The 22,283-nt window shown below is 35.8% G+C and carries 22 protein-coding genes; 15 read left to right on the top strand and 7 right to left on the bottom strand.

Annotated features, from left to right (window positions below):
• The first annotated feature begins 32 nt into the window (after positions 1 to 32).
• The 12 genes from PUH65_RS10875 (at position 33) to hisIE (ending at position 11,214) form a co-directional block, all read left to right on the top strand.
• Entirely contained in the window at positions 33 to 842 is an 810-nt protein-coding gene (locus tag PUH65_RS10875; protein ID WP_305520025.1) for a 2,3,4,5-tetrahydropyridine-2,6-dicarboxylate N-succinyltransferase, read from the top strand.
• 13 nt (positions 843 to 855) lie between these two features.
• The gene (locus PUH65_RS10870) at positions 856 to 2,031 is read left to right on the top strand and encodes a glycosyltransferase family 87 protein (RefSeq protein ID WP_305520125.1); all 1,176 of its coding nucleotides are present in this window, start codon (positions 856 to 858) and stop codon (positions 2,029 to 2,031) included.
• Positions 2,032 to 2,045: 14 nt separating this feature from the next.
• Positions 2,046 to 2,975 carry a glycosyltransferase family 2 protein gene (locus PUH65_RS10865; RefSeq protein WP_305520024.1) on the top strand — a complete coding sequence of 310 codons (930 nt, stop codon included), beginning with the start codon at positions 2,046 to 2,048 and terminating at the stop codon, positions 2,973 to 2,975.
• 1 nt (position 2,976) lies between these two features.
• Positions 2,977 to 4,080, top strand: coding sequence for a glycosyltransferase family 1 protein (locus tag PUH65_RS10860; protein ID WP_305520023.1), 1,104 nt, complete (start codon positions 2,977 to 2,979; stop codon positions 4,078 to 4,080).
• Between the two features lie 222 nt (positions 4,081 to 4,302).
• The gene (gene hisG / locus PUH65_RS10855) at positions 4,303 to 5,160 is read left to right on the top strand and encodes an ATP phosphoribosyltransferase (protein WP_305520022.1); all 858 of its coding nucleotides are present in this window, start codon (positions 4,303 to 4,305) and stop codon (positions 5,158 to 5,160) included.
• Positions 5,161 to 5,171: 11 nt separating this feature from the next.
• Complete coding sequence (gene hisD / locus PUH65_RS10850; protein ID WP_305520021.1) at positions 5,172 to 6,467, top strand: histidinol dehydrogenase; 1,296 nt, start codon at positions 5,172 to 5,174, stop codon at positions 6,465 to 6,467.
• Positions 6,457 to 7,488 (top strand): histidinol-phosphate transaminase, encoded by a 1,032-nt coding sequence (gene hisC, locus PUH65_RS10845; protein WP_305520020.1) that lies wholly within the window; start codon positions 6,457 to 6,459, stop codon positions 7,486 to 7,488. The genes hisD and hisC overlap by 11 nt, the downstream gene beginning before the upstream one ends.
• Complete coding sequence (gene hisB, locus PUH65_RS10840; RefSeq protein WP_305520019.1) at positions 7,485 to 8,579, top strand: bifunctional histidinol-phosphatase/imidazoleglycerol-phosphate dehydratase HisB; 1,095 nt, start codon at positions 7,485 to 7,487, stop codon at positions 8,577 to 8,579. The genes hisC and hisB overlap by 4 nt, the downstream gene beginning before the upstream one ends.
• Positions 8,576 to 9,154 carry an imidazole glycerol phosphate synthase subunit HisH gene (gene hisH, locus PUH65_RS10835; RefSeq protein ID WP_305520018.1) on the top strand — a complete coding sequence of 193 codons (579 nt, stop codon included), beginning with the start codon at positions 8,576 to 8,578 and terminating at the stop codon, positions 9,152 to 9,154. The genes hisB and hisH overlap by 4 nt, the downstream gene beginning before the upstream one ends.
• 2 nt (positions 9,155 to 9,156) lie before the next feature.
• Positions 9,157 to 9,870 (top strand): 1-(5-phosphoribosyl)-5-[(5-phosphoribosylamino)methylideneamino]imidazole-4-carboxamide isomerase, encoded by a 714-nt coding sequence (hisA, locus tag PUH65_RS10830; protein ID WP_305520017.1) that lies wholly within the window; start codon positions 9,157 to 9,159, stop codon positions 9,868 to 9,870.
• A 1-nt stretch (position 9,871) separates the two neighbouring features.
• Entirely contained in the window at positions 9,872 to 10,624 is a 753-nt protein-coding gene (hisF, locus tag PUH65_RS10825) for an imidazole glycerol phosphate synthase subunit HisF (protein ID WP_305520016.1), read from the top strand.
• Positions 10,624 to 11,214: a bifunctional phosphoribosyl-AMP cyclohydrolase/phosphoribosyl-ATP diphosphatase HisIE gene (gene hisIE / locus PUH65_RS10820; RefSeq protein ID WP_305520124.1), complete on the top strand. Its 591-nt coding sequence runs from the start codon at positions 10,624 to 10,626 to the stop codon at positions 11,212 to 11,214. Before hisF ends, hisIE begins: the two co-directional genes overlap by 1 nt.
• Before the next feature lie 60 nt (positions 11,215 to 11,274).
• Here the strand turns inward: hisIE and PUH65_RS10815 are convergent, their stop codons facing one another.
• From PUH65_RS10815 to rpmI, 3 genes are all read right to left on the bottom strand, one after another.
• Positions 11,275 to 12,471, bottom strand: coding sequence for a M20/M25/M40 family metallo-hydrolase (locus PUH65_RS10815; RefSeq protein ID WP_305520015.1), 1,197 nt, complete (start codon positions 12,469 to 12,471; stop codon positions 11,275 to 11,277).
• Between the two features lie 79 nt (positions 12,472 to 12,550).
• On the bottom strand, positions 12,551 to 12,895 hold the full coding sequence (rplT, locus tag PUH65_RS10810) for a 50S ribosomal protein L20 (RefSeq protein ID WP_305520014.1): 345 nt from the start codon (positions 12,893 to 12,895) through the stop codon (positions 12,551 to 12,553).
• A 119-nt stretch (positions 12,896 to 13,014) separates the two neighbouring features.
• Positions 13,015 to 13,212: a 50S ribosomal protein L35 gene (rpmI, locus tag PUH65_RS10805; RefSeq protein ID WP_034716458.1), complete on the bottom strand. Its 198-nt coding sequence runs from the start codon at positions 13,210 to 13,212 to the stop codon at positions 13,015 to 13,017.
• A gap of 446 nt (positions 13,213 to 13,658) precedes the next feature.
• On the opposite strand from rpmI, the gene PUH65_RS10800 reads away from it, so the two are divergent.
• Positions 13,659 to 14,129 carry a GNAT family N-acetyltransferase gene (locus tag PUH65_RS10800; protein ID WP_370692039.1) on the top strand — a complete coding sequence of 157 codons (471 nt, stop codon included), beginning with the start codon at positions 13,659 to 13,661 and terminating at the stop codon, positions 14,127 to 14,129.
• A gap of 283 nt (positions 14,130 to 14,412) precedes the next feature.
• Positions 14,413 to 15,660 (top strand): amidohydrolase family protein, encoded by a 1,248-nt coding sequence (locus PUH65_RS10795; RefSeq protein ID WP_305520013.1) that lies wholly within the window; start codon positions 14,413 to 14,415, stop codon positions 15,658 to 15,660.
• Positions 15,661 to 15,815: 155 nt separating this feature from the next.
• Here PUH65_RS10795 and PUH65_RS10790 read toward each other — a convergent pair whose 3' ends face one another.
• On the bottom strand, positions 15,816 to 16,994 hold the full coding sequence (locus tag PUH65_RS10790) for an MFS transporter (RefSeq protein WP_305520012.1): 1,179 nt from the start codon (positions 16,992 to 16,994) through the stop codon (positions 15,816 to 15,818).
• Positions 16,995 to 17,418: 424 nt separating this feature from the next.
• Between PUH65_RS10790 and PUH65_RS10785 the strand changes: the two genes are divergently transcribed.
• Positions 17,419 to 18,600, top strand: a complete 1,182-nt coding sequence (locus tag PUH65_RS10785) for an MFS transporter (protein WP_305520011.1) — start codon at positions 17,419 to 17,421, stop codon at positions 18,598 to 18,600.
• 211 nt (positions 18,601 to 18,811) lie between these two features.
• Here PUH65_RS10785 and PUH65_RS10780 read toward each other — a convergent pair whose 3' ends face one another.
• The 3 genes from PUH65_RS10780 to thrS all read right to left on the bottom strand — a co-directional run bounded on the left by PUH65_RS10780 (position 18,812) and on the right by thrS (position 22,157).
• On the bottom strand, positions 18,812 to 19,336 hold the full coding sequence (locus PUH65_RS10780) for a hypothetical protein (protein WP_305520010.1): 525 nt from the start codon (positions 19,334 to 19,336) through the stop codon (positions 18,812 to 18,814).
• A 304-nt stretch (positions 19,337 to 19,640) separates the two neighbouring features.
• The gene (gene infC, locus PUH65_RS10775) at positions 19,641 to 20,147 is read right to left on the bottom strand and encodes a translation initiation factor IF-3 (RefSeq protein WP_305520009.1); all 507 of its coding nucleotides are present in this window, start codon (positions 20,145 to 20,147) and stop codon (positions 19,641 to 19,643) included.
• Between the two features lie 90 nt (positions 20,148 to 20,237).
• A complete protein-coding gene (gene thrS, locus PUH65_RS10770) occupies positions 20,238 to 22,157 on the bottom strand; it encodes a threonine--tRNA ligase (protein WP_305520008.1) in 1,920 nt (639 codons plus the stop codon).
• Positions 22,158 to 22,283 lie beyond the last annotated feature (126 nt).

The raw sequence follows: 22,283 nt of genomic DNA, 5'->3' as shown, positions 1-22,283 counted from the left end.
GAGCACACAAATAAAAAAATAAACGATAAAATATGTTACAACAAACCATAGAAAATATTTGGGACAACAGAGAATTGTTACAGAATGAAGACAGCAAAACAGCAATCCGCGAAGTAATCCGTCAACTGGATTTAGGAGAACTTAGAGTTGCTGAACCAACAGATAATGGCTGGAAAGTCAATGAATGGGTGAAAAAAGCAGTCGTGATGTATTTCCCAATTCAGAAAATGGAAACGATCGAAGTGGGTCCATTTGAGTTTCACGACAAAATGCCTTTGAAAAGAGGGTACGCCGAAAAAGGTGTTCGCGTTGTTCCGCACGCAGTTGCAAGAGAAGGTGCGTACATTGCGCCTGGCGTAATTTTAATGCCATCTTATGTAAATATCGGAGCGTATGTAGATTCTGGAACCATGGTCGATACGTGGGCAACAGTAGGAAGTTGTGCACAAATCGGAAAAGATGTTCACCTAAGTGGTGGAGTAGGAATTGGAGGGGTTTTAGAACCTTTGCAAGCAGCACCGGTAATCATTGAAGATAACGTTTTCGTTGGTTCAAGATGTATCGTGGTAGAAGGCGTTCACGTAGAAAGAGAAGCCGTTTTAGGAGCAAATGTTGTTCTAACCGCATCTACAAAAATCATCGATGTAACGGGTGAAACACCAGTTGAAATTAAAGGAAGGGTTCCGGCTCGTTCGGTAGTAATCCCCGGAAGTTATACCAAACAGTTTCCCGCCGGAGAATTTCAGGTTCCTTGTGCTTTAATCATCGGACAAAGAAAAGAATCTACGGATAAGAAAACCTCTTTGAATGATGCTTTAAGAGAAAATAATGTAGCGGTTTAATTTTAAATTCTACATTAATTTGAAAGATAAATTTTTAAAATTCATATCAAATCTCAAATATATTTTTGGGATTTATCTTCTTGTGACCATCTTATCAGCCATTACAAAATATCGTGGTGGACCGGAAAAGTATAATAATTACATGATTTTTAAAAATGTTTTTACCAATACTTTAGCCGAGAAAAATATTTATCTTTTATATCCAGATGTTCATTTTGATTCCAATCATTATGGAGTTTTCTTTAGTGTTTTAATAGCACCTTTTGCGATCATGCCAGATTGGTTGGGCATGGTTTTGTGGAATGTTGCCAATACTTTGGTGTTCCTTTTTGCCATTCATAAACTTCCTTTTTCTAACGCTAAAAAAGCGTTTTTCGCCTGGTTATGTTTGCAGGAATTTATTACGGCTGCAGTGAGTTTACAGTTCAATATAGCGCTGACAGGTTTATTAATGTTATCCGCAGTCTACATTTATGAAAGAAAAGAAACCCAGTCAGCCATTTCAATTTTAATAGGATTTTTCGTCAAGTTATACGGAATTGCTGGACTTTCCGCTTTCTTTTTTATTAAGAATAAATGGAGGTTTATCTTATCATTAGCAGGATTTGGTATTTTATTTTTGATATTGCCAATGGTACTTTCAAGTGCTCATTTTGGGATTCAATCGTATGCCGATTGGTTTCAGTCGTTGTCAGAAAAAAATGCTTCCAATCAGGTTTTAGGAAATCGCCAGGATTATTCACTGATGGGAATTGTACGACGGGTTTCCGGAAATGCTGATATTTCTAATCTTACATTTTTACTTCCCGGAATGGCCCTTTTTGGCTTGCCTTATTTAAGAGTGAAGCAATATAAAAATCTGCCGTTTCAATTGATGATATTGGCGTCAACACTTTTATTCATCGTGCTTTTTAGTTCGGGTTCAGAATCTCCAACTTTCATTATCGCCGTGGCTGGAGTCATGATTTGGTTCTTGATGCAAAAAGAAAAATCGCCTTTAATTATCGGAATGTTAATTTTCGTAATCATTTTAACCTGTTTCTCCTTTTCCGATTTATTTCCGAAATTCATCAAGGATAATTATATTATGAAATATTCCCTAAAAGCATTACCTTGTTGCATCGTTTGGTTCCGCGTTATTTATGAATTGCTGACCAAAGATTTCGCCAAAGATTACCAACTCGATTAATTAATTTTTCAAAAGTGAAGAAAATTTCCATCGTCATTCCCGCTCATAACGAAGAAGACAATGTCGCCTTGATTCATCAGCGAATCAAAGAAGTTTTCGCTAAACTCGACAATTACATTTTCGAAATTATCTTTGTAAATGATGGGAGTCGCGATCAAACTCAAGCCAAATTAGAAGAATTATCAAGTCAGTTTGAAGAAGTAAAATTCATCGAATTCTCCCGCAATTTCGGACATCAACCTGCCGTAAAAGCCGGTATGGATTGCTCTAACGGAAACGCTGTAATCTCCATGGATGCTGATTTACAACATCCGCCAGAACTGATTCCCGACCTGATTAAAAAGTGGGAAGAAGGGTTCGATATTATTTATACGATACGAACTTATCCTAAACAAATCTCGGCTTTCAAAAGAAGAACGTCAATTCTGTTTTATCATTTGCTATCCACTATTTCCGATGTAAATCTCGTACAGGGTGGTGGTTCAGATTTTCGATTGATGGACTCCTCAGTAGTTGACGTGGTTCGCGAAATGAACGAAACCGATATTTTCTTGCGCGGTTTATCTACTTGGGTAGGTTTTCGTCAGATCGGCGTTCCTTATATCGCCGCACAAAGAGCCTCGGGTGAAAGCAGTTATAACCTCAATAAAATGGTTCGTTTTGCCTTTACTGGGATTACGGCTTTCAGTGTGAAACCTCTTTATTTAGCGGCGTATCTTGGATTTATCTTTTCGGTATTTGCTGTTTTAGGATATGTAATTTATGTCATTCATTCTTTTGTCACACAAACTGAAATTTCCGGTTGGGCTTCTTTAATTATGACCGTAGTTTTCTTCGGTGGTTTGCAGTTGATTATTTTGGGAATTATAGGCATGTATCTGGGCAAAATTTTCAAACAGGTGAAAGAAAGACCGAATTATATTATCCGTTCTAAAAATTTTTAAGATGCGAATTGCTTTTGATGGAAAACGGTTTTTCAATAACAGTTCGGGTTTAGGAAACTATTCCCGCGATTTGGTTCGGATTTTAGCGACTTATTTTCCGGAAAATAAATATGTGCTTTTAAATAAAGAGCAATCCGAAAAAGGGAAAGATGTTTTGAATTTGCCCAACGTTTCTTTCGTTGAAACTTCAAAAGGAACAATGTCGCGACAATTTAAAATGGGCAAAGATGCACAACAGATTAACGCCGATATCTTCCACGGACTTTCTGGTGAATTACCTTTAAAATGGACCGATAATCCGATTAAGAAAGTAGTCACTATTCACGATTTAATCTTCCTGAGATTTCCACAATATTATTCTTTTTTTGACCGTAAAATTCATTTCTGGAAATTCAAAAAAGCCACAGAACAAGCCGATTTAATAATCGCAATTTCTGAACAGACCAAGCAGGATATTATTCAGTTTTTAAAAGTTCCGGAAGAAAAAATTCGTGTCGTTTATCAAGGTTGCCATCATGTTTTTAAGGAAAATCAAAGCGAAGAATTTATAAATTCAATTAAAGTAAAATACAATCTTCCTGAAAGATTTATCCTGAATGTTGGAACGATTGAAGAAAGAAAAAATTTATTGAATATTGTCAAAGCCATTCATGGAGCAGAAATCCCTTTAGTCGTCATTGGAAAAAAAACAAAATATTTTAACAAAGTCAAAAAATATTTAGTTAAGAATAAATTAGAAAATCAAGTTCAGTTCTTAGAAAATGTATCGATGGAAGAATTGGCGGCAGTTTATAAATTAGCAGATGTTTTCGTTTATCCAAGTTTTTTTGAAGGTTTCGGAATTCCTGTTATCGAATCTCTTTTTTCAGGAACACCAGTGATTACAAGTAATGTCAGTTGTCTGCCAGAAGCAGGTGGCGAGAATTCTGTTTACATCAATCCTCACAGTTTCGAAGACCTAAAAGCCAAGATTTTATTTCTCTGGAATAATGAATCTGAAAGAAATCGCAGAGCAGAAAAAAGTTTAAAATTTGTTCAGAAATTTAATGATGAAGAAATCGCTAAAAATTTATACGCTGTTTATCAAGAAGTTATAGTTAAATAGAAATTAATTCTTGCAGGTTCAATTTTTTATTAGATATATTTGCACAGTTAAAACAACATGAAAAATACAATCGCTTTATTCCATCATCATCATCTCATCTAAAGACGAGTTGATTAATTTATGGCATTAAATGAATAAAATAATAAAAAACCGTCTGAGCAAAGACGGTTTTTTTTGTATCCAAAATTAAAGCATTTGTTCAGACCCAATCTCAAAATTGACATGAACAAATTAAAAATTGCCCTTCAAAAAACCGGACGCTTAAGCGAAAAATCCTTAGAACTTTTGCAGGAATGTGGAATTAAAATTCCGGATTTTAAAAGTAAATTAAAAAATTCAGCCACCAATTTTCCCTTAGAAATTCTCTTTCTTCGCGATGATGATATTCCAAAATATGTAGAACAAGGTATTGTAGATATTGGAATTATCGGAGAGAACGAAGTTTTGGAACAAAACAAAAATGTCGATTTAATTCGAAAGTTAGGATTTGCAAACTGTCGATTATCACTCGCAATTCCGAAAGACCAGGAATATACCGACTTAAGTTTTTTCAATCAGAAAAAAATTGCAACATCTTATCCATCAATCCTTAAAAATTATTTTGATAAAAATAATATCAATGCAGAAATTGTTGAAATTTCCGGAAGTGTCGAGATCGCTCCAAGCATTGGTTTAGCAGATACCATTGCTGATTTGGTTAGTAGTGGAAGTACTTTGTTACACAACGGATTGAAAGAAGTGGAGCAAGTTTTAAAGAGTGAAGCCGTTTTAATTTCCAGCCGAAATATTCCGGAAGATATTTCCATCATTCTTGAATCTTTTCTTTTCCGGATTCAAGCAGTCATTAATTCAAGAGAAAATAAATACATTCTGCTCAATGCTCCAAACGATTCTATTGAAAAAATTATCGAGGTTTTGCCAGGAATGAAATCTCCAACGGTTTTGCCTTTAGCACAATCTGGATGGAGTAGTATTCACTCTGTTGTTCGCGAGAATGAATTCTGGAAAATTATCGATGAATTGAAAAAGTTTGGAGCCGAAGGAATTTTGGTGATTCCAATTGAAAAAATGGTTTTGTAATTTAATTGATCATGAAAAATATAATTAAATATCCAGCGCAAAATACGTGGGAAACTTTGCTACAAAGACCAACGCTGGAAAAGAAAGATTTAAAAAATACAGTTCAGGAAATTTTCTTGAAAGTGAAAAATGAAGGAGATTCTGCCTTAAAAGAATTCTCGGAAAAATTTGATCAGGTTAGTATTGAAAACTTATTGGTTTCTGAAAAAGAAATTGAATTTGCAATTAATGAAGTTTCAAAAGAATTAAAAACCGCAATCAATCATGCTAAAGAAAATATCTATAAATTTCACGTTGCTCAAAAAGAACTTTCTCAAGAAATTGAAACTGCAAAAGGAGTTGTTTGTTGGCGAGAATCAAGAGCGATTGAAAAAGTAGGATTGTATATTCCAGGCGGAACAGCGCCACTTTTTTCAACGGTTTTAATGTTGGGAATTCCTGCTCAGATTTCGGGTTGTAAAGAAGTTATTCTTTGTACGCCGCCGCAAAAAGACGGTTCGATTAATTCTGCAATTTTATATACAGCGCAATTGTGTGGAATTACAAAAATTTTCAAAGTTGGTGGCGCACAAGCGATTGCTGCATTAACTTTCGGTACAGAAACGATTTCTAAAGTTGATAAAATCTTCGGTCCCGGAAATCAATTTGTGACGCAAGCAAAACAATTGGCGATGGAATATAATGTTGCCATCGATTTACCAGCAGGACCAAGCGAAGTTTTAGTGATTGCAGATAAAACGGCAAATCCTGAATTTTGCGCCGCAGATTTATTGTCTCAAGCGGAACACGGAACCGATTCGCAAGTCGTTTTTATTTCGACGGATGAAATCACTTTTAATGAAACTTTAAATGAAATTGAAAAACAATTAATTGTACTTCCACGAAACGATATTGCAAAATTAGCATTAGAAAACAGCCTTTGTATTTTATTGAAATCTGTGGATGAAGCCCTTGAAATGTGTAATTTCTATGCACCTGAACATTTAATTTTATCGGTCGAAAATCCGAGAAGTTATATTTCTAAAATTACAAACGCAGGATCTATTTTCCTTGGAAATTACACGCCGGAATCAGCCGGCGATTACGCGAGCGGAACCAATCACACTTTGCCAACCAACGGTTTTGCTAAAAACTATAGCGGCGTTTCGCTCGATAGTTTTGTTAAGAAAATCACCATTCAGGAAATTTCGAAAATCGGACTTCAAAATATTGGAAAAACAATCGAAATTATGGCAGAAGCGGAAGGTTTGACCGCTCACAAAAATGCAGTTTCACTGCGCTTAAAATCTTTACAAAATGGAATTTAATTTAAATGAAATGATTCGGCCACATTTAGTGGGAGTGAATTCTTACCAGACTTTGCGCGATTCTTATATTGATAAACAAGCGGTTTACTTGGATGCGAATGAAAATCCGTTCGGTGAATTTAACCGTTATCCCGATGGTGATCCAATTCAGTTAAAAAAGAAACTGGCTGAAATTAATCTAGCAAAAACGGAGAATTTATTCTTAGGAAATGGTAGCGATGAATTGATTGATTTGACGATGCGAATTTTCTGCGAACCAGCGAAAGATTCCATTCTGATTATGAATCCGAGTTTTGTGATGTACCAAATTTATGCAAAGATGAATAATCTTCAGGTTGAAAAACTGGAACTGAATTCTGATTTTGAATTAGAGAAAGATTGGTTTTTAAATACAGTTTCAAAAAGTCAGGCCAAAGTTTTATTTCTCTGTTCACCGAATAATCCAACGGGAAATTCGATTGCTGATTTAGAATTTTATATTCAAAATTTTAATGGAATTGTAGTTGTCGATGAAGCATATATTGAGTTTTCTCCTGAAGATTCTACAGTTAGTTTATTAAATAAATATCCAAACTTAATTGTTCTGAAAACTTTATCAAAGGCGTTTGGAATGGCTGGTTTACGCATTGGAATTGGATTATCTTCACCTGAAATTGCCAGTTTGTTCATACAACTTAAACCTCCTTACAATATCAGTTCAGAAAGTCAAAAATTGGCTTTGGAGAAATTGAATAAAGTGGAAGAAATCGAAAATAACATCTCTTTCATTCTGGAAGAAAAGAGAAAATTAAAAGAAGGTTTAGATCAAATTAATGAGGTCGTAAAAATATATCCTTCCGATGCTAATTTCTTTCTCGTTGAATTTGAAGATGCACAATTGATCTATCAGAAATTATTAGACAAAAATATTTTGACAAGTTTAAGACATCCCAATTTAAAAAACTGCCTTCGAATTAGTGTTGGAACTGCTGAAGAAAATTCACAATTATTAAAAGTATTATCAGAAATAAACCAATCATGAAAAAAGTATTATTCATCGACCGCGACGGAACTTTAATTATAGAACCGCCGACAGATTTACAAGTAGATTCTTTGGAGAAATTAGAATTTTATCCAAAAGTGATTCAGAATTTAGCCAAGATTGTGAAGGAGTTGGATTACGAATTGGTCATGGTTACGAATCAAGATGGTTTGGGAACCGATTCTTTTCCGGATGAAAATTTCCGAATTCCACAGGAGAAAATGCTGAAAACTTTGGCCAATGAAAATATTGTTTTTTCAGATATTTTAATTGATCACAGTTTTGAATCTGAAAATTCTCCCAATCGAAAACCAAGAACCAGATTGCTTCAAAAATACATTTACGGCAATTACGATCTGAAAAATTCCTTCGTCATCGGTGATCGAAAAACTGATGTTGAGTTGGCAAAGAATTTAGGAACACAATCAATTTTTATAGCGGAAAAGACTTTCGAAGATGCGACTTTAACAACGAAGAACTGGGACGAGATTTATAAATATTTAAAACAAATTCCACGAAAAGCGAAAGTCAATCGAAAAACCAAAGAAACCGAAATTTCAATTGAATTAAATCTCGACGGAAGCGGAAAATCGAATATTAAGACTGGTTTGGCTTTCTTTGATCACATGCTCGAGCAGATTTCAAAACACGGGAATTTTGACTTAGAAGTTTTGGTAAATGGTGACTTGCAGGTTGATGAACACCACACGATTGAAGATACGTCTTTGGTTTTAGGAACTTGTTTTGAGCAAGGTTTAGGATCGAAAAAAGGAATCGAAAGATATGCTTTTGCTTTGCCGATGGACGATTGTTTGGCACAAGTTGCATTGGATTTTGGTGGAAGAAATTGGCTGGTTTGGAATGTCGATTTTACACGTGAAAAAATTGGTGATGTTCCGACTGAATTGTTTTATCATTTCTTTAAATCATTCACAGATACTGGAAAATGCAATCTCAATATTCAATGTGAAGGAGAAAATGAACACCACAAAATTGAATCTATTTTTAAAGCATTTGCAAAAGTTTTACGGAATGCAGTGAAGCGAGACGACAATAATTTCTCCATCCCAAGCACCAAAGGAATATTATGATTGCGATTATCGATTACGTTGCCGGAAATGTAAAGTCCGTTGAAAATGCCGTAAAAAAGTTGGGTTATGAAACTTTGATTACTTCAAATCCGGAAGAAATTGGAAATGCTGAAAAAGTTATTTTTCCGGGAGTTGGAGAAGCGTCAACTGCGATGAATTATTTGAGACTGAAAAAATTGGATGAATTAATTCCGACTTTGAAACAACCCTTTTTAGGAATCTGTTTGGGTCAGCAATTACTGTGCGATTTTTCGGAAGAAGGAAATGCCAAATGTTTGGGAATCTTTAATTTAAAAGTGAAGAAATTTCCCTCGACAGATATTGCTCCTCACACGGGCTGGAATAATTTACAGAAGATGAATGGTCCTCTTTTAGAAGGAATTTCAGAAACCGATACCTTCTATTTTGTTCATAGTTATTATTGTGAGATTGGCGAAAACACGACTTCTGAATGTGATTATATTTTACCTTTCAGTGCGACTTTACAGAAAGATAATTTTTATGGAACACAGTTTCACCCGGAGAAATCTGGCGATGTTGGTTCTTTAGTTCTTCAAAACTTCTTAAAACTTTAATAATGAAAATAATTCCAGCCATAGATATTATCGACGGGAAATGTGTTCGACTTTCAAAAGGAGATTACAATTCGAAAAAAATCTACCACGAAAACCCACTCGATATTGCGAAAGAATATGAAACAAATGGAATTCAATATTTACATTTGGTCGATTTGGATGGTGCAAAAGCGAAGACTATTAAAAATTTAAAAACTTTAGAAATCCTCGCTTCTGAAACAAATTTGATTATTGATTTCGGCGGTGGAATTAAAACACGGGAAAGTTTGGAAAGTGCTTTTAATGCTGGAGCAAATCAGATTACGATTGGAAGTATTGCAGTAGAAAATCCAGAAATGTGTGAAGAATGGATCAAAGAATTTGGGGCAGAGAAATTAATTTTAGGCGCAGATTGTTTAGACCGAAAAGTAAAAACCTCAGGTTGGTTAGAAGATTCTGATCTTGATGTAATTGCCTTTATTCAATCGTATCAAAATAAAGGAATTAAGGATGTGATGTGCACCGATATTTCAAAAGATGGAATGTTGCAAGGACCTTCTTTCGAGTTGTACAAAGAAATTTTAAGTCAATGTGAAATCTCTTTAATTGCAAGTGGAGGAATTTCCTCGATGAAAGATTTGGATGATTTAAAAGAACTCGGTTGTTCTGGAGCGATTATCGGAAAAGCATTGTACGAAGGGAAAATTACTTTAAAAGAACTTCAAAAATTTTTATAAAATGTTGAAAAAAAGAATCATTCCGTGTTTGGACATTAAAGATGGAAAAACGGTTAAAGGAATTCAGTTTGAAGATTTAAGAATTGCCGGAGATCCAGTTGAACTCGCCAAAAAATATGTCAATGACAGCGCAGATGAATTGGTTTTCTTGGATGTTACGGCGACTTTAGAAGGAAGAAAGACTCTAATTGAACTGGTTGAAAAACTCAGTTTAGAAATCAATATTCCTTTTACAATTGGCGGTGGAATTTCTTCCGCTCAAGATGTTGAAGCCTTATTAAAAGCCGGTGCCGATAAAGTTTCCATCAATTCTGCTGCAGTTCGACGACCAGAATTGGTTCGGGAAATAGCGCAACAATTCGGAAATCAATGCGTCGTAGTTGCCATCGATACCAAAAATATAAATGGTGAAGATTATGTTTTCATTAACGGCGGGAAAATTCAAACTCAACTAAAAACTTTGGAGTGGGTGAAAACAGTTGCTGATTTAGGAGCCGGAGAACTATTGCTGACTTCAATGGATTTTGACGGTACGAAAAATGGTTTCGATATCCGAATGCTGCAGAACGTTTCACAAGTTTGTCACCTTCCAATTATCGCTTCTGGTGGTGCCGGAAAGATGGAGGATTTCACCGAAGTCTTTACCGAAACAAAAGTAACCGGCGCTTTAGCAGCGAGTATTTTTCACTTTAATGAAATAAAAATAGTTGACTTAAAAGAAAATTTAAAACAAAACAAAATATCCATAAGATGATGAAATTAGATTTTGAAAAAGGAAATGGTTTAATTCCCGTAATTATTCAGGATGACCGTACACAACAGGTTTTAATGTTGGGATACATGAACGAGGAAGCGTTAGAATTAACTCAAAAAGATGGACGGGTTCATTTTTTTAGCCGAACCAAAAATAGAATTTGGCTAAAAGGAGAAACCTCTGAGAATTACCTTTATGTAAAAAATATCAAAGAAGATTGTGATTCCGACGCTTTATTAATTCAGGTAAAGCCTGCTGGAAATGTTTGTCATACCGGAACTTTCAGTTGCTTTGAAGATAAAAATTCGAAGGGTTTTTTATATGAATTAGAAGAAACCATTTCCGAAAGAATTGATCAGAAAGTTGAAAATTCTTATACCTATGATTTGTACCAAAGAGGCATTAATAAAATGGCGCAGAAAGTAGGAGAGGAAGCCGTAGAATTGGTCATCGAAGCAAAAGATGATGATGCCGATTTGTTTAAAAATGAGGCGGCAGATTTACTCTATCACTTTTTAATTTTATTGAAAGCAAAAGCATTTACTTTACCGGAAATCGAAGAAGTGTTGATGGAAAGAAGCCGGAAATAAAGTTTAAATGGAAAAAACCTGACTTTGAGTCAGGTTTTTCAAGAGGTTTAAAAAATGAATTTATTTCTTAATGATTAATTTTTTAGTGGTGCTGTCACCAGTCGTGGTAACCTGTACCATATACACCCCATTTTTCAATTTTGAAGTGTCTAAATTTTGTTGATCTTTTGATTGCAGAACTACTTTACCAGAAAGATCTAAAATAGTTGTAGCATATCCTTTTCCTTCCAATCCAATATTTACAAAATCATTTGCTGGGTTAGGGAATATACTTACTAGGTCTTTCAAATTTTTCTTGGTATCGTTTGTACCTAGTGTGAGGGACATATCTGCTGTAGAAAAATGTTGTATGGCTCCCACAACGCCTTGTGCAACATTATAAACATAAACGGGATCCATATTCACATAAGTATCACTTGCAGTGTGCGGCTTGTTACTTTGATTAGCTTCATATAATCCGGTTACAACATAGCCTTCTTTTTCAAAAGGCATATAATCCGAACGTTCAATATAACCATCTACAGGAGTAATGTTGGAATAGTTCAAGATCGAATTTTTTAACTCCGTTGTTTTTACAGCAGAAGCAGCATTGTTGGTAGATGGATAACCAGAGTACATTCCACCAGCAGGATATGTAGGAGTTCCGTCTTTTTCAGCGACAATTTGATTATTGACCTTTCCTGCTACACCACCAACTTCATCTAGATTAAGTACAAGAACAATGTCCATTTTGGGATTGGTTGCTTTAACAACATTATCAACGTACGCTTTGCTTCCTAGTAAACCTTGCTCCTCTCCAGAAAAATGGATAAATTTGATGGAATATTCATTTGAGATATTTTTTAATATTCTGGCAGCCTCTAAAATCACTGCTGTTCCAGAACCATTATCATTAACACCTGGACCATTAATAGTATCGTAATGCCCACAAATGATTACAAATTTAGTAGGGTAAACTGTACCTGTTGTTGTAACGATAAGATTAGTGCTTTGTTTGCCACTGTAAGTGAATTTATTTTCTGTGATTTGAGTGCTTTCATAGCCAAATTCAGCATATTTACCTTTTAGCCAGGCCAACGCATTATTATTTGATGTAGAACCAGTTGTTTTTATACCAAGTGCTGCAAAATCATTTAAAATAGTATTAATATTTGTTTGCTTAACTTGAGTGGCTCTATCCTTATATGCTTGTATAAAACTTTGGGAGAAGCCAAATGTAGAAAAAAGGAAGAAAGAAGAAAGTAGAATCTTTTTCATGTAATTTTTTTTATCAAATATATAAAAAAATCCTAAACAAACGTTTAGGATTTATAATTGATAACAAAAAATTTTACATTTATTTTACTGAATCTACAACTGCTTTGAACGCTTCAGGATGATTCATTGCTAAATCAGCTAAAACTTTTCTGTTCAATTCAATGTTGTTTGTTTTAAGAGCGCCCATAAACTGGGAGTAAGACATACCGTGTTCTCTTGCACCAGCGTTAATACGCGTGATCCAAAGAGATCTGAAGTTTCTTTTCTTCTCTTTTCTACCGCGGTAAGCATATTGCATTGCTTTTTGTACGGCATTTTTTGCAACTGTCCAAACGTTCTTTCTTCTACCGAAATAACCTTTGGCCAATTTAATAACTTTTTTTCTGCGAGCTCTAGAAGCTACTGCATTTACTGATCTTGGCATAATTAAATTTGTTTTTTTGAAAAGGGCGGTAAATTATTTCATTACACTTTTCTGCACCGTTTCAGGGTTAAAATTTCTGAATTTGTTGAATTCTTATAAACCGAATGATTTATAAAAAACTACTTTAAAGCTAATTGACGTAAAACACTCTTTTTGTCCACTTCTGCAACATAAGAAGTCTGCGTAAGATTTCTCTTTTGCTTCGTTTCTTTTTTGGTCAAGATGTGGCTTTTATAGGCACCTTTTCTTTTAATCTTTCCGGTTCCGGTAAGCTTAAAACGCTTCTTAGCACCTGATTTCGTTTTTAATTTTGGCATTTTCTTGCTGCTTTTATATTTGTTATCAATGTCTTTCTTCCAAACTCAAAGCATCTTGTTCAGAACACTCCATGTTTTTCAGACTGCAAAAGTACAAAATTTCGGTCAATTACAAAAAGATATTGTATTCGAATATTACTAAATATTTAGGCGTGCCCTTCAGTCGTTTATCATCTCGACTGAAGACGAGACCATTCCCTCCTTCAGGTCGGGCTATCCACTCCTACTCGTCGCGCCAATGCTTTTCCCAGCGCTTGCTGTGGGGTAACCGTTTCTATCCCTCACGCAGAAGCAACGTCAACTATCAAGATTTATTATTAAATCAGATTATTCTACCATAGTCCTCATTTTTAGAATTTAAACTTTCAACATTTTTAAATTATTTTTGTTGGAACGTTTGCAAGTAGTAATTCGTAGAAACTAATTAAATTCAGAATCCAAAAATTATGACATCAAATAAAATTGAAATAATAGATTATTCAGACGACTTGAAAGAAGCCATCAAAATCCTCAATTACGAATGGCTCGAAAAATATTTTAAAGTGGAACCAACCGATCTTCAGTCGCTTTCACATCCAAAAGAAGAAATCATAGATAAAGGTGGTTTTATTTTTTATGCAAAACTCAATGGCGAAATCGTGGGAACCGCTTCATTATTAAAGAAAGACGAAAACCTATTTGAACTGGGAAAAATGGCCGTCTCCGAAAAAGCACAAGGCCATAAAATCGGAACACTTTTGCTCGAACACTGTCTGCAGGTCGCGAAAAAAAAACAAATTAAAACTTTAATTTTATATTCCAACACCCAATTGCAGTCTGCTATTGATCTTTACCGCAAATATGGTTTTAACGAAACAAAAATGGACGAAGGACTTTATGACAGAGCCAATATTAAAATGGAAAAGCATCTTCTTTAATTTCAATTGAATTAAAAACTGCCACAACTATAAATCCTCTTATATTTAGAAATACATTTCAAAAATCTTTTTTAGATGTCTTTGTGCTTTATTCTTTTCCGCCACGCAAAACCTACTTTCACAAATAGATAAATTTGGAATTAATATTTCTTTTCACTATATTATTGATGTTTATAATCTGAATATCAAACTTTTGACTTGGTCGATTTTTTTTTAAAACTTCCAGGTAATTTAATAGACAGATCAAAAAAGAGATTCATCTGAAACATTAAAATAATTTATTATGAAAAAGAAATTTTTTAATGCGAAAATTTATCGCAATCCCGATGCTACAGAGATTATCGTAGAAAATGGAAAAATTACGCACATCGGAACTCACCTTCCATCTTGTGAAGAGGAAATCGATTTGAAAGGTAAACTGGTTTTGCCGCCTTATGTAGATCCACATCTGCATTTGGATTATGTATATACCTTATCTGAACTGGGTCAGGAAGGCGCGGGTTCAGGAACGCTCTTCGAAGCGATTGAACTTTGGCCAAAATTTAAAGAAACGCTGACCGTAGAAAGTGTGAAAAAACTCGCAATGAAAGGAATTAAGGACGAGGTTTCTCAGGGAGTTCAGCACATCCGAACACATATTGATGTTACCGATCCAAATTTCACTGCGCTTAAAGCGATGCTCGAAATGAAACAGGATCTGAAAGATACCGTCGATATTCAGATCGTTGCTTTTCCTCAGCAGGGAATGTATACCTACAAAGGCGGACGGGATTTAGTAGAAGAAGCCCTAAAAATGGGCGCTGATGTCGTGGGTGGAATTCCGCATTATGAGCCGGCCCGGGAATTTGGCGAAAAATCCATTCATGACATTGTAGACTTGGCTTTAAAATATGACAAACAGATCGACGTTCACTGTGATGAAACCGATGATCCCAACTCACGTTTCGTAGAACTGCTCAATGCGTTGGTGCTGATGGAAGATTATGGAACCAGAACAACCGCGAGTCATACCTGTTCCTTTGGTTCAGCAGATAATTCCTATGCCTTCCGAATGATGGATCTTTTCAAGAAAAGTAAGATGAACTTTATTTCCTGTCCAACCGAGAATGCCTATCTTCAGGGACGTCAGGATACCTATCCGAAACGCCGCGGTCTAACGCGAGTAAAGGAATTTATTGAAGAAGGAATTAATGTGGCTTTCGCCCAGGATTCCATCAACGATCCTTGGTATCCGATGGGAAACGGAAATATGATGAATATCCTAGACAATGGAATTCATTTAGCGCAGATCATGTCGCCGAGTGAAATAGCAAGTAATTTTGATTTGATTACTTATAACGGTGCAACGTGTTTAAACATTCAGAATCATTATGGTTTAGATGTTGGTAAACCTGCGAACTTTATTGTTCTTAATGAAACTTCGGTATATGAAGCCATTCGAAAAAGAGTAGAGGTGCTTGCTTCCGTCCGAAACGGCGACTTCCTTTTTCGCAAAAAAGAACAGGAATTCAACATTGCTTTAGATCTTTAATAAAGAATACTTGTTGCAGTTCAGGAAAGCACAAGAATAACATTATTTCTTCAAAGGAAATCTAAATCTAGCGATTCTTACATCGACAAAAACTTAAACCAAAAAAGACTGTTATCAAATAGATAGCAGTCTTTTTTATTTTGAGTCGAATAAAATTACAAGGCAGAACCCAGACTTTTTTTAGACAAGAAAGAGATGACCAAGCCTGGTACCGATAAACCTATGGCTAAATAAATTAAACTCATCGGTGAAAACTGGGCAAGTAAGATTCCTCCCAGTGAAGTGGCGATCATAATCGATAAATTAAATACCGACGACTGCACGGAAGTCGCGACATCTTTTGCACTTTCTACCTGTCTGCTTACGGCAGCCTGTAATAAAGTGACCAACGGGCCAAAGGAAAGTCCCCATAAAAAGAAAGCGACATGACCGATTCCCGTAATACTTCCGAACATCAAAAACAATCCCATCGAAATAATCAGCAAACCGAACATCGCGACCGTCAGCAGTCTTAAATGTTGGTCGGTATATTTGATGGCGAGCAGTACTGAAATCAGAGAGCCGGTGCCGAAAAGAAGCAAAGCACTTTCTATTCCTCCCGCAAGTTGAATTTCATCTACAAGGCCTGTAATGTAAACATACACGCCGTAATGAGCGATTACGGCCAACAAAGTTAGCAACAGTACGATTAGAACTTCAGGAATTTTGAGAAGTGCAAAAGGCGAGGAACCTTTAGTCAGTTTTTCTCCAGGAGTTGAGGGTAAAGTGAAGAAACTGATCAGTGCGATTCCTAAAATGACTACACCGAGTCCAATGAATTCTGTTCGCCAGCCGTATTCATTTCCGATGAAAGTCATGACTGGCATACCGACGCTGATTCCTAAAGTATTTCCCGCCATAATTACAGCGATGGCTTTCCCGTGATGGTTCTCTTTTACGAGTCGCATCCCGTACGCAGCAATCATAGGCCACATTACGCCGGCACATATTCCACCGATTACTCTTAAAATAATAATCAGGGAATAATCATGCAGCAATCCCGCCACAATATTCGAGATCGAAAAACCGCTGAGTAAAATCAGCAAAAGCATTTTACGGTTGAACTTCATCGTCATAGAAATAAGGGGAATGGCAAAAATTGCGGAGGCAATTGCGTAATATCCGACGAGGTTGCCGGTTTGCCCTTCCGTTATTTTTAAATCATCCATCATTTGAGGCAGAACGCCAGAAGGCATTAACTCCGAAAGTATTCCTACAAAAGTCACCGACGACATCAGTAACATGATCAGCCACGGGAAATTCTCAGATTTCGGTGGTAAATTTAGTTTGTCCATCGTTTTTATTTTTCTGATTAATATAAGGTTTTTTTGGAATATTCGGAATTAGCAGTTTTATGCTGTTGCATAAAATTTTAAGTAAAAAGGGAAATCTACCGATTCACATTGGTACTTTTCGATGCTTACTAAAAGAGTGGGAGAGTGTGCTGATTATAAATCAACTCTTGAAATATTGCAAGTACTCAGGAATAAAACCTCATTTATATTACTGGAGGAATCCGTCATATCACTATAAATTTCTTTATCAAATCTGATAAGATTTCGCTTTACTTTTTAATTTAATAGTGTTCTAACTTTTTTAGCGACTCATGTATTTGAATTCCTTAAAGATGCGGTCGATGGTATAAATCATTTTTAAATAACAGAAATAGAGGTGATCGTGAAATATTTTTCTCATTTTTGCACCTTCAATAATAGAAAAATGAACTTAGATAAAAGAATTATCCCACTGGCACTTGGAGGTTTAGGTATCGGAACCACGGAGTTTGCGGTGATGGGTTTATTGCCCGACATCGCGAAAACTTTAGCGATTACCATTCCCCAGGCTGGTCATTTAATTTCAGCATATGCTTTGGGTGTGGTTATTGGCGCACCTTTAATTATAGGATATGCCGTAAAATTTCCACCTAAAAAAGTGTTAATCGCTTTAATGGTGATATTTACTTTGTTCAATGGACTTTCGGCACTCGCACCGGATTATTCTACCATGTTGATAATCAGGTTTCTTTCCGGTTTGCCGCATGGTGCTTTCTTCGGAGTGGGAACAGTGGTCGCAGCAAGAATGGCAAAGAAAGGAAAAGAAGCCTTTAATATTTCACTGATGTTTACAGGACTCACCGTCGCAAATCTCGCGATGGTTCCCTTAGTTACGTATATTGGTCATACTTTTAACTGGCGCTGGTATTTTGTAATTGTAGGATTTATTGGAATAGTAACGTTAGTTTCTCTAAAATTTTGGCTGCCGAACATCGAAAGAAAAGGAGAAACTCATTTTTTGGAAGAATTAAAATTTCTGAAACACAGACAGTCTTGGTTGGTACTACTGATTACGGCGATCGGGTTTGGCGGATTATTTACGTGGTTTAGTTATATTACGCCTTTGATGACAGAGGTGTCAAAAATAGACAGCGCCTACATGGCTTATGTAATGGTACTTGCGGGTGCGGGTATGGTCGTCGGAAACCTGGCTGGTGGATTTTTATCGGATCGTTTGGGAGCTGAGAAAACGTGTTCTCTTTTATTGTTTTTAATGATGATTTCGCTCGTCGGCGTATTTTTCCTCTCGGAAAATCAAACTGTTTCTTTGATCCTCACGTTTATATGTGGCGGACTGTCGATGGCGGTCGCGGCACCGATTAATATTATGATGATGAAAGCCGCGCCGAATAGTGAAATGATGGCAGCTGCTTTTATGCAGGCGGGCTTCAACGGTGCAAATGCGCTCGGTGCTTTTTTAGGCGGAATTCCGTTGGAAAATGGATATTCCTTCAATTATCCCGCACTGGTCGGAGTGGGAATGACATTTATTGGGTTGCTTTTCAGTTTGAGGTATTGGTATCTGCATGAAAAAGGTCATTTTCAGACCGATACATTAGCGCTATGATTTTGGTGTAAAATTCCCGAATGATTATCAATAAAAAAAGAGACTTCAAAAGAATCTCTTTTTTTATTTTTTAATCCAAAACGATGAATCTCCAAATCCGCACATCATAAGATCGTAAAATTTATTTGGCCTATTTTTGAGGTACATCATCCAGTTTCGTACTTTGAAAAAAAGATTTGAATATGATGGAATTTGGATATAATTATTTTTTTTAATAGGTATTTCTTGGTCCTTCCGAATCCATATCTGATTCCATTCCATCACTTGCAGTGTCATAAAACCGAGTTCCATCGGTAAAATAAAGATTGTTTTTTGCTTTACTGATAATTCTGGCGTATTGCGCTTCAGTTAAATCATTATGTTTCGCAGTAGGTTCCGGATATCTTTCTTTGGTGAATTCGTTTACATTAATCGCTCCTTTATCATTCATGATTTTTCTCGCTTTTTCTGCACGTTCCATATCATCAGTGTAAACCGTTACAATATGACTCTTGCTACTGGCGTAACTGTATTTGTTTTTTTCTTCTTCATCATCTCCGAAAAGCCAGTTCCAGAATCCTGAAGTTTTTTCGTGTGCCTCCAATTTGGAATCACCTGACGTTTTTTCATTAATTCCAGCAGTAGAATAGCGCGAAACAGTATAATCTTCTTTTGGAAAACCTGCATTGTTTAACTGTTCTGATACTTTACTTAAATCTTCGTTCTTTGGGAACATTCCCACGATGGTGTATGACATATTTTAATTTTTAATATTAATAATTGTGATTTAATAATAATTAATTTTAATATCAAAAGTGATGACAAAAGAATGGTTAACTTCAACTTTATAAGTTTTTTAACACAACAGCAAAAAACATAAATTCTATTGAAGTTTCATTCAAAAAAATTATAGAAGTGAGATTGTGTCAAAAACAAAATCACCTCTTTAAAATAGCGGAGAGTTTAATGCAAAAAAAAAGAGACTTCTAAAAAGTCTCTTTAGTATTTTTATAAATTAAGGCAAAGTGATTTTTAAATCGTCACCTCAACAAATATTCAAATTATTTGGCCGGTTTTTTCGGGCTCATCATCATAATCATTCTCTTACCTTCTAATTTAGGTAACTGATCAACTTTTCCGACGTGCTCTAATTCCTGTGCTAATTTAAGAAGAAGGATTTCTCCCTGATCTTTAAAGATAATCGAACGTCCCTTAAAGAAAACGTAGGTTTTCAATTTTGAACCTTCTTCTAAGAATTTTTCGGCATGTTTCTTTTTGAATTCGTAATCGTGCTCATCTGTCTGAGGTCCGAATCGAATTTCTTTTACCGTTACTTTTACTTGCTTGGCTTTTAGTTCTTTCTGCTTTTTCTTTTGCTCATAGAGAAACTTTTTATAATCCAGAATTCTGGAAATAAACGGTTCTGCTTTATCTGAAATAACCACCAAATCTAATTCCTGATCTTTTGCTATTTCAAGAGCTTTTTCTAGCGAATAAACGCCGGGTTCCACATTATCACCTACTAAACGTACTTCTCTTGCCCGAATTTTTTGATTAATCTGGTGCAAATCTTCTTGAACACGTCTCTGTGGACCTCTACCTCTGTAATGAAATTTTTGTGCTATGGTATTTAATTTTAATTGTTTAAATCTAATTTTCTAAATAGTTGCTTCTTTTTTGAAGTAAGTGATGAAGTCGTCAACGCTCATTGCGCCTAAGTCACCTTCGCCTCTTCTACGGACAGAAACCGTTCCGTTAACCTCTTCATTTTCACCGACAATAAGCATAAACGGGAGTTTATTGAGTTCTGCATCGCGGATTTTTCGTCCGGTCTTCTCACTACGCTCATCAATTATTCCGCAAATATCGTGATTTTCCAGCAATTGTGAAACTTTTTTTGCATAATCCACATATTTTTCACTAATCGGCAAAATGGTGAATTGATCTGGAGCCAACCAAAGTGGGAAATCTCCTGCAGTATTTTCAAGTAATATTGCAATAAAACGTTCCATAGAGCCAAATGGCGCACGGTGAATCATCACGGGTCTGTGTTTCTCATTATCGCTTCCGATGTAAGAAAGATCAAATCTTTCTGGTAAGTTATAGTCCACCTGAATGGTTCCTAACTGCCATTTACGACCAAGAGCATCTTTCACCATGAAATCCAGTTTTGGACCGTAAAAAGCGGCTTCACCAGTTTCAATCACGTAGTTCAATCCTTTCTTCTTAGTAGCTTTGATGATTGCATCTTCGGCTTTTTTCCAATTTTCATCAGAACCGATATATTTTTCTTTGTTCTCTGGATCTCGTAAGGAAACCTGAGTTACAAAATCTTCAAACCCTAAAGATTTGAAAACGTAAAGTGTTAAGTCAATAACATTTTCAAATTCAGCCAAAAGTTGATCTGGAGTACAGAAAATGTGAGCATCATCTTGTGTAAATCCACGAACTCTGGTTAGTCCATGAAGTTCACCAGACTGCTCATATCTGTAAACTGTTCCAAATTCTGCAAATCTTTTTGGTAAGTCTTTGTAAGACCATTGTCCAACTTTATAGATTTCGCAGTGGTGTGGGCAGTTCATTGGTTTTAACATAAACTCTTCACCTTCGTTTGGAGTTTTTATAGGTTGAAAACTATCTGCACCATATTTATCCCAGTGACCGGAAGTTACGTATAATTCTTTGGCACCAATATGCGGCGTCATTACGAATTCATAACCCGATTTCTTCTGAGCGGCTGATAAAAATTCTTCTAATTTTTTACGTAATGCAGTTCCTTTTGGTAACCATAATGGCAAACCTGCACCTACTTTTTCAGAGAACGCAAAGATTCCCAGTTCTTTACCTAATTTTCTATGATCGCGACGTTTTGCTTCTTCAAGACGTTCTAAATATTCGGTTAAATCTTTCTGTTTAGGGAAAGAAATTCCGTATACTCTGGTCAATTGTTTATTCTTTTCGTCGCCTCTCCAATACGCTCCGGCTGCATTGAGAACTTTCACGGCTTTTACAATTCCTGTGGCTGGAATGTGACCACCTCGACATAAATCGGTGAAGTTATCATGAGTACAGAAGGTAATTTCACCATCATTAAGATTGGTGATTAATTCTGTTTTATATGGATTGTCTGCGTATTCTTTTAAAGCATCGGCTTTGGAAACCGGATAAAGTGCGAAGGTTGAATTCTTCTTTGCATTCTCCAGCATTTTCTTTTCGATTTTTTCGAAATCTTTTTCATACAGAACCTCATCTCCAAAATCGACGTCGTAGTAAAAACCTTGTTCGATTGCTGGTCCTATCGTTAATTTCGCCTGTGGATAAAACTCCATAATGGCTTGAGCGAGTAGGTGAGCAGAAGAGTGCCAAAATGCTTTCTTCCCCAAATCATCGTTCCAGGTGAGCAACTGAATCGTAGAATCGGTGGTTATTGGCGTGGATATTTCTACCTGTGTTCCGTTTACAACTGCGGAAATGGTGTTTCTGGCCAAACCTTCACTAATTGATTTTGCTACATCAAGCGGAGTTACTTCGCTTTCAAATTCTTTGATGCTTCCATCGGGAAGAGTAATTTTAATCATTTTGAACTAAAAATTTTAAGAAGCAAAAATACGGATTTTCTATGAAAGAGTCTTTTACTTTCTGGGTTATTGTAGCGATTTTTTTAGATAATCGTTTAGTTTTAGTAAAAGCTTTTGAGATTTGCC

Source organism: Kaistella sp. SH40-3 (assembly GCF_030686865.1).
Classification (GTDB): Bacteria; Bacteroidota; Bacteroidia; order Flavobacteriales; family Weeksellaceae; genus Kaistella.
The sequence above is the reverse complement of the archived record's forward strand: the minus strand, read 5'-3'. Positions and strand labels throughout refer to the sequence as shown.

Bases quoted from the DNA above. Each gene is read 5' to 3' on its own strand.
- hisA (WP_305520017.1), top strand. From the start codon at position 9,157: ATGAAAATAATTCCAGCCATAGATATTATCGACGGGAAATGTGTTCGA.
- PUH65_RS10875 (WP_305520025.1), top strand. From the start codon at position 33: ATGTTACAACAAACCATAGAAAATATTTGGGACAACAGAGAATTGTTA.
- thrS (WP_305520008.1), bottom strand. From the start codon at position 22,157: ATGATTAAAATTACTCTTCCCGATGGAAGCATCAAAGAATTTGAAAGC.
- PUH65_RS10800 (WP_370692039.1), top strand. From the start codon at position 13,659: ATGACATCAAATAAAATTGAAATAATAGATTATTCAGACGACTTGAAA.
- hisD (WP_305520021.1), top strand. From the start codon at position 5,172: ATGAAAAATATAATTAAATATCCAGCGCAAAATACGTGGGAAACTTTG.
- hisF (WP_305520016.1), top strand. From the start codon at position 9,872: ATGTTGAAAAAAAGAATCATTCCGTGTTTGGACATTAAAGATGGAAAA.
- rpmI (WP_034716458.1), bottom strand. From the start codon at position 13,212: ATGCCAAAATTAAAAACGAAATCAGGTGCTAAGAAGCGTTTTAAGCTT.
- PUH65_RS10795 (WP_305520013.1), top strand. From the start codon at position 14,413: ATGAAAAAGAAATTTTTTAATGCGAAAATTTATCGCAATCCCGATGCT.
- PUH65_RS10785 (WP_305520011.1), top strand. From the start codon at position 17,419: ATGAACTTAGATAAAAGAATTATCCCACTGGCACTTGGAGGTTTAGGT.
- PUH65_RS10860 (WP_305520023.1), top strand. From the start codon at position 2,977: ATGCGAATTGCTTTTGATGGAAAACGGTTTTTCAATAACAGTTCGGGT.
- hisC (WP_305520020.1), top strand. From the start codon at position 6,457: ATGGAATTTAATTTAAATGAAATGATTCGGCCACATTTAGTGGGAGTG.
- hisB (WP_305520019.1), top strand. From the start codon at position 7,485: ATGAAAAAAGTATTATTCATCGACCGCGACGGAACTTTAATTATAGAA.
- PUH65_RS10780 (WP_305520010.1), bottom strand. From the start codon at position 19,336: ATGTCATACACCATCGTGGGAATGTTCCCAAAGAACGAAGATTTAAGT.
- rplT (WP_305520014.1), bottom strand. From the start codon at position 12,895: ATGCCAAGATCAGTAAATGCAGTAGCTTCTAGAGCTCGCAGAAAAAAA.
- hisH (WP_305520018.1), top strand. From the start codon at position 8,576: ATGATTGCGATTATCGATTACGTTGCCGGAAATGTAAAGTCCGTTGAA.
- PUH65_RS10815 (WP_305520015.1), bottom strand. From the start codon at position 12,471: ATGAAAAAGATTCTACTTTCTTCTTTCTTCCTTTTTTCTACATTTGGC.
- PUH65_RS10790 (WP_305520012.1), bottom strand. From the start codon at position 16,994: ATGGACAAACTAAATTTACCACCGAAATCTGAGAATTTCCCGTGGCTG.
- hisG (WP_305520022.1), top strand. From the start codon at position 4,303: ATGAACAAATTAAAAATTGCCCTTCAAAAAACCGGACGCTTAAGCGAA.
- hisIE (WP_305520124.1), top strand. From the start codon at position 10,624: ATGAAATTAGATTTTGAAAAAGGAAATGGTTTAATTCCCGTAATTATT.